The organism is Streptomyces sp. NPDC006265, assembly GCF_040613555.1.
Lineage (GTDB): Bacteria > Actinomycetota > Actinomycetes > Streptomycetales > Streptomycetaceae > Streptomyces.
This window is the reverse complement of the sequence record NZ_JBEXSH010000133.1, coordinates 1-5,977: the sequence shown is the minus strand read 5'-3', so window position 1 is coordinate 5,977 and position 5,977 is coordinate 1. Positions and strand designations below refer to the sequence as shown.

Genomic DNA, 5,977 nt, shown 5'->3' with positions numbered 1-5,977 from the left:
GGTTCGAGGACACGGACGTCCTCACCGCCCTCGCCGACCGCTGCACAACATGATGTCGGCGCACGGCCCGGACCGGGAGACGTTCGACCGGGCGAGCGCCGCGGAGCTGAAGCCGCAGAAGATCGACGACGGTCTGGCGTTCATGTTCGAGACGCGCTGGCCGCTCGCCCTCACTCCGCACGCGGCACGCGCGGAACACCTCCAGCAGCGGTACGACGACGTCTGGCAGGGCCTGGAGCGGCACTTCCGCCCCTAGTGGGCTGCTGACGGAAGCCCCCTTGCGCTGATCATTTCCTACCGGTACGGATGGCCCGTGACCTCCTTCGCCCCGGATTCCATCGTCCTGAACCGCAAGCTGCCGCTCTGGTACCAGGTGTCGCAGTCGCTGCGCGCCTCGATCCTCGGCCGCTCGCCCCAGGACCCGCTGCGGCTGCCCACCGAGGAGCATCTGGCCGGCCACTACGGCGTGAGCGTGCTGACGATGCGGCAGGCGCTGAAGGAGCTGGAGGACGAGGGGCTGATCTCGCGCCACCGCCGGCGGGGCACGTTCATCGAGCCGGACGCGCGCCGGGGTTCCCCGGTGCGCCTGCTCGGCTCGGTGGACGCGATCGTGGCCCAGCAGTCCGGCATGACGACCGAACTGCTGGACCACTGCAGCGCGCCCGTGCGGGGCGAACTCGCCGAGTTCTTCCCGGATGTCCGGGAGGTGTCGATGTACCACCGGCTGCGCAGCGACGAGAAGACCGGTGAGCCGACGAACCACGCCCGCAACTACGTGCGTCCCGAACTGGCCGCGCGGATCGACCTGGCCGACCTCGTCCGGTGGCCGATGACCAAGGTGCTGCGGGACGTGGTGGGGGTGGACATCAGCCGCATCACGGACACGGTGGAGGCCCGGCTGGCCGACCCGGAGACCTCGAAGCTGCTCCAAGTCCCCCTGCTGAGCCCGATCCTGCACTACACCGGGGTCACGTACGACGCCGAGGGGCGGCCGCTGGACGTGGCCGTCATCCACTACCGGGGGGACCGGTTCTCCTTCACGGTGACTCTGGACGCCACCTGACCCGCGGGCCGCCGCCAGGTCGTACGATGCCCAGCGTGACGCACGACGACGCTCCGCTGCTGGCGGACCTCATGCCGTGGTCCGTCGCACCGCCGCGGCTCGGCCGGGGCTGGCCGGCGGCCCCCGACGCGGGGTCCCTGAAGGCCCGCCCCACGTATCCAGCCACATCCGCGACCGCCAGTCGTCGATCGGGATGGCCTGGCCGGTGTAGATGGGCCAGAAGTAGATGAAATTCCAGGTGATCAGCAGGACCAGGACGCCCGCTGCCGTGGCGCCTGCGACGCGGCGGGTGTCGGAGGAGCGGGGTGGGCCGATGATCGCGCCGAGGAGCATCGCCACCGCCAGGCACAGGAACGGCAAAAAGACGACGGCGTAGAAGAAGAAGATCGTGCGCTCCTGGTACATGAACCAGGGGAGGTAGCCGGCCGCGATGCCGCAGGCGATGGCGCCCGCGCGCCAGTCGCGGCGGAAGAACCAGCGCCACAGGACGTAGAGGACCGCGAAGCAGGCGACCCACCACAGCATCGGCGTGCCGAGGGCGAGGACCTCGCGGGCGCACTTCTCGCCCGCGTCGGCGGGGCAGCCGTCCTTGCCGGGGGCCGGGGACTCGTAGAAGTACGACACCGGGCGGCCGAGGACCAGCCAGCTCCACGGGTTGGACTGGTACGTGTGCGGCGAGGACAGGCCGACGTGGAACTCGTACACCTGGTGCTCGTAGTGCCACAGGCTGCGCAGCCAGTCGGGCAGGAACGTCCAGCTGCCGCCCTTGCCGCTGGTCGCGGCCCAGTTGCGGAAGTAGCCGCCGGAGCCGTTCGTCGCGGAGAGGATCCAGCCGGTCCAGGACAGGACATAGGTGAGCAGGGCGACCGGGACCGTGGCGAGGAACGCGAGGCCCGTGTCGCGCTTGAGGACCGCCGCGTACGGGTGGCGGGCACCGGCGACCCGGCGCGAACCGACGTCCCACAACACCGCCATCAGGCAGAACGCGGCCAGGATGTAGAGGCCGTTCCACTTCGTGCCGATGGCCAGGCCCAGCATCAGGCCCGCCGCCCAGCGCCAGGGGCGCCGTCCCAGGCGGGCCGTCTCCGCCGTGTGCCGGTCGGGCCGGGCCCGGCCGTCCTCGTCCAGGGGCAGCGCAGCGGCGAGTTTCGCCCGGGCCCTGTCCCGGTCGACCAGCAGACAGCCGAACGCGGCCAGCACGAAGAACATCAGCACGCCGTCGAGCAGCGCCGTGCGGCTCATCACGAAGTGCAGGCCGTCCACGGCCATCAGGGCGCCCGCGAGACACCCCAGGAAGGTGGAGCGGAACAGGCGCCGGCCGATCCGGCACAGCAGCAGCACGGACAGCGTGCCGAGCAGCGCCGTCATGAACCGCCAGCCGAACGGGTCGAACCCGAACATCAGCTCGCCGAGCCCGATGACGTACTTGCCGACCGGCGGATGCACCACGTACGCCGCGTCCGTCGGAAGCGTGATGTGCCCGCCCGACGACAGGACCAGGTCGTTGGCGTTCTTGTTCCAGTTGAGCTCGAAGCCGCGGTGGACCAGCGCCCACGCGTCCTTGGCGTAATACGTCTCGTCGAATATCACCGCCCTCGGGCTGCCCAGGTTCCAGAACCGCAGCACACCCGCCAGCAGCGTGACGAGCAGCGGGCCGATCCAGCCCGACCAGCGCACCAGCCGCACCGCGAGCGGATGCGGGACGCCGAGCGCCGCCCACAGGCGCGGGGAGGGCTCGGTGTACGGCGGCACCAGGCGGTCACGGACGTCGCGGGCGTCGCTTCTGGGCTGCCCGTGGTAGCCGAAGCGGCGCAGCCGCTGCTGCCAGGACGGCCGCTGGTCGAGCGGCGCCTGGCCCTGCCGGGTGTCCGTGGAGGACGCGGTACTGGTCACCGCGCCATCGTAGGGAACCGTTCTGTGTGAGTCCCGTGCATGGCCGGTATGCGTCCGCATCCTCCGCCCCTGGGAGGAGTCCGCACCCCCCGCCCCTGGGAGGATGGGGGCGTGATCGGAACCCTCGTACTCGCAGGCACCCCCATCGGCGACATCGCGGACGCCCCGCCCCGGCTCGCCGAGGAACTGGCCGGGGCCGACGTGATCGCCGCCGAGGACACGCGGCGGCTGCGCCGGCTGACCCAGGCGCTCGGCGTCACGCCCAAGGGACGGGTGGTGTCGTACTTCGAGGGCAACGAGTCCGCCCGGACGCCGGAGCTGGTCGACGCGCTGGTCGGCGGGGCGCGGGTGCTGCTGGTGACCGACGCGGGGATGCCGTCGGTGTCCGACCCGGGGTACCGGCTGGTCGCCGCCGCGGTCGAGAGGGACGTACGGGTCACCGCCGTGCCCGGCCCGTCCGCGGTGCTCACCGCGCTCGCGCTGTCCGGGCTGCCCGTCGACCGGTTCTGCTTCGAGGGGTTCCTGCCGCGCAAGGCGGGGGAGCGGCTGGGGCGGTTGCGGGAGGTCGCCGACGAGCGGCGCACGCTCGTCTACTTCGAGGCTCCCCACCGGCTCGACGACACGCTGGCGGCGATGGCCGAGGTGTTCGGGGCGGAGCGGCGTGCGGCGGTGTGCCGGGAGCTGACCAAGACGTACGAGGAGGTACGCCGGGGCGGCCTGGGGGAGCTGGCCGCGTGGGCCGCCGAGGGCGTGCGCGGGGAGATCACCGTCGTCGTGGAGGGCGCGCCGGAGAAGGGGCCCGATGAGGTCGGGCCGGAGGAGCTGGTGCGGCGGGTACGGGTGCGGGAGGAAGCGGGGGAGCGGCGCAAGGAGGCGATCGCCGCGGTGGCGGTGGAGGCCGGGGTGCCGAAGCGAGTGGTTTTCGATGCCGTGGTCGCTGCGAAGAATGCGGCGGGGTGACCGGGTTCGGGGTGGGGCTCGGGGTGCTTTGCGGGGCGCGGGTGGTGTGGTGATCGCGTAGTTCCCCGCGCCCCTTTCGGGGCGCTCCCCAAGAGGGTGCTGAACACCCTCTGAGCAGGGCGCTTTTCGTTTGAGCGTGCGCCCCATGGGTGGGCAAAGCGCAAGGGGCGCAGGGGCAAGGGACGCCCAAATCGGGGCCAATAGTCGACAGGTCTGCTGCCATCGGTCCGGCCGAGGAGTCCACTGGGTTGCGGGGGCGGAATCGTCCTCACGCCACAGCGGACCAACAGGAGCTGGCATGAGTGAGATCGCAGGGCAGACCGGGCTCCGCGCCGGTGCGACCGCAGTCGTCAACGAGTCCTACTCCTTCGCCTGCATGAGGTGCGGGCACGGCTGGGAGCAGTCGTACGAGATAGAGCACCACACGGACGCCGCGGGCCACGAGTTCGTCCTCTACGTCGCGGACGGCAAGGTCGTGCCCTCCCCGCTGAACAAGCCCGAGTGTCACAACTGCGACAGTCACGTCGTGCGGATCATGCGGCCGGGGCGGGTCGCCTCGGCGCGCGACGCGGCGCACCGGCCGTCCCGCGTGCCGCCACCCGCCGGGCCCGTGGAGGCGCCCACCGCGGAGGCCGAGGCCGGGGCGACGGCCGACCAGGAGCAGCGCGAGCACCACCACTGGCACCTGTCCGACCTGCTGCACCCCTTCCAGCGCAAGGCGAGCTGACCCGTCCGGCTTCCCTTGCCGACGCCCTCCCCGGTCCTCCCCCATCGGGGAGGGCGTACCCCCTTTCGTAGGATCGGGGCATGCCTTCGAACGCCTCAGGCCGCCAGGACAAGAACGCGGCCCCGCCCCTCCCGGAGCCCCTCCGGGTGCCGGTCGCCGACTCCCACACCCACCTGGACATGCAGTCCGGCACGGTCGAGGAGGCGCTGGCGAAGGCGGCGTCGGTCGGCGTGACGACGGTCGTGCAGGTCGGCTGCGACATCAAGGGGTCGCGGTGGGCGGCCGAGGCCGCGGCGGCGTACGACGCCGTCCACGCGACGGTCGCCCTGCACCCGAACGAGGCGCCCCGGATCGTGCACGGCGACCCCGACGGCTGGTCGAGGCAGGGAGCGCGCGAGCCGGGCGGCCCGGCGGCCCTGGACGACGCCCTCGCCGAGATCGACCGGCTCGCCGCGTTGCCCCAGGTCAAGGGCGTCGGTGAGACGGGCCTCGACTACTTCCGCACCGGGTCCGAGGGCAAGGATGCGCAGGAGCGGTCCTTCCGCGCCCACATCGAGATCGCCAAGCGGCACGGCAAGGCCCTGGTCATCCACGACCGCGAGGCCCACGCCGACGTCCTGCGCGTGCTGAAGGAGGAGGGCGCCCCCGAGCGGACCGTCTTCCACTGCTATTCCGGCGACGCCGAGATGGCTCAGATCTGCGCGGGCGCGGGCTACTTCATGTCCTTCGCCGGCAACGTCACCTTCAAGAACGCCCAGAACCTGCGGGACGCGGTGGCGGTGGCCCCGCCGGAACTCCTCCTCGTGGAGACGGACGCGCCCTTCCTCACCCCGGCGCCCCATCGCGGGCGGCCCAACGCCCCGTACCTCGTGCCGATCACCGTGCGGGCCATGGCCGAGGTGCGCGGCATCGACGAGGACACGCTGTCCGCGGCCCTCGGCGCGAACACGGCACGCGCGTTCGGGTACTGACCCCTGCCGCCGACCCCACCGCACGACTGTGCGTAGTCGCGTCGCTTTGGAGAGTGACGAACGCTCCGCTAGGTTCTGGGGGCCCGATCCGGACCCCTCTGGACCCCTCCGGCCCCTGGAGCGGCGTGAGCAACGCGCGGTACGAGACGTACGAGACGTATGGCCCGGCCTACGCCGACCCGGTGTGCGGCGGTTTCGGCGCGCCACCGGCCGGTCTGCACAGCGCCGAGACGCTCGCCCACTCGACACCCGGGACACCCGGGACACCCGGCGCCCATGCGGACACCTACCGGCCCGCCTACGAGGCGCCGACCCTGGCGGCCCATGGGGCGCCGGCCCTGGCGGCCTACGAGGCGCCGACCC

The 5,977-nt window shown here is 72.2% G+C and carries 6 protein-coding genes and 1 pseudogene; 6 read left to right on the top strand and 1 reads right to left on the bottom strand.

What is annotated here, in order from left to right:
* Together ABZ281_RS13885 and ABZ281_RS13880 are read left to right on the top strand one after the other, a co-directional pair.
* Positions 1–256 (top strand): homogentisate 1,2-dioxygenase domain-containing protein (locus tag ABZ281_RS13885; RefSeq protein ID WP_356655225.1); only part of this gene is annotated, 256 nt, incomplete at its 5' end.
* Positions 257–313: 57 nt separating this feature from the next.
* Positions 314–1,063 carry a GntR family transcriptional regulator gene (locus tag ABZ281_RS13880; protein ID WP_356655223.1) on the top strand — a complete coding sequence of 250 codons (750 nt, stop codon included), beginning with the start codon at positions 314–316 and terminating at the stop codon, positions 1,061–1,063.
* Between the two features lie 69 nt (positions 1,064–1,132).
* On the opposite strand, the gene ABZ281_RS13875 is transcribed toward ABZ281_RS13880, so the two are convergent.
* On the bottom strand, positions 1,133–2,956 hold the full coding sequence (locus tag ABZ281_RS13875) for a phospholipid carrier-dependent glycosyltransferase (RefSeq protein ID WP_356655221.1): 1,824 nt from the start codon (positions 2,954–2,956) through the stop codon (positions 1,133–1,135).
* Positions 2,957–3,067: 111 nt separating this feature from the next.
* Between ABZ281_RS13875 and rsmI the strand changes: the two genes are divergently transcribed.
* From rsmI to ABZ281_RS13855, 4 genes and pseudogenes are all read left to right on the top strand, one after another.
* Positions 3,068–3,916 carry a 16S rRNA (cytidine(1402)-2'-O)-methyltransferase gene (gene rsmI / locus ABZ281_RS13870; RefSeq protein ID WP_356655219.1) on the top strand — a complete coding sequence of 283 codons (849 nt, stop codon included), beginning with the start codon at positions 3,068–3,070 and terminating at the stop codon, positions 3,914–3,916.
* A gap of 298 nt (positions 3,917–4,214) precedes the next feature.
* On the top strand, positions 4,215–4,643 hold the full coding sequence (locus tag ABZ281_RS13865; protein ID WP_356655217.1) for a hypothetical protein: 429 nt from the start codon (positions 4,215–4,217) through the stop codon (positions 4,641–4,643).
* An 80-nt stretch (positions 4,644–4,723) separates the two neighbouring features.
* The gene (locus tag ABZ281_RS13860) at positions 4,724–5,614 is read left to right on the top strand and encodes a TatD family hydrolase (protein WP_356655215.1); all 891 of its coding nucleotides are present in this window, start codon (positions 4,724–4,726) and stop codon (positions 5,612–5,614) included.
* A 125-nt stretch (positions 5,615–5,739) separates the two neighbouring features.
* Positions 5,740–5,977, top strand: a pseudogene (locus ABZ281_RS13855) (hypothetical protein); the annotation flags it as partial.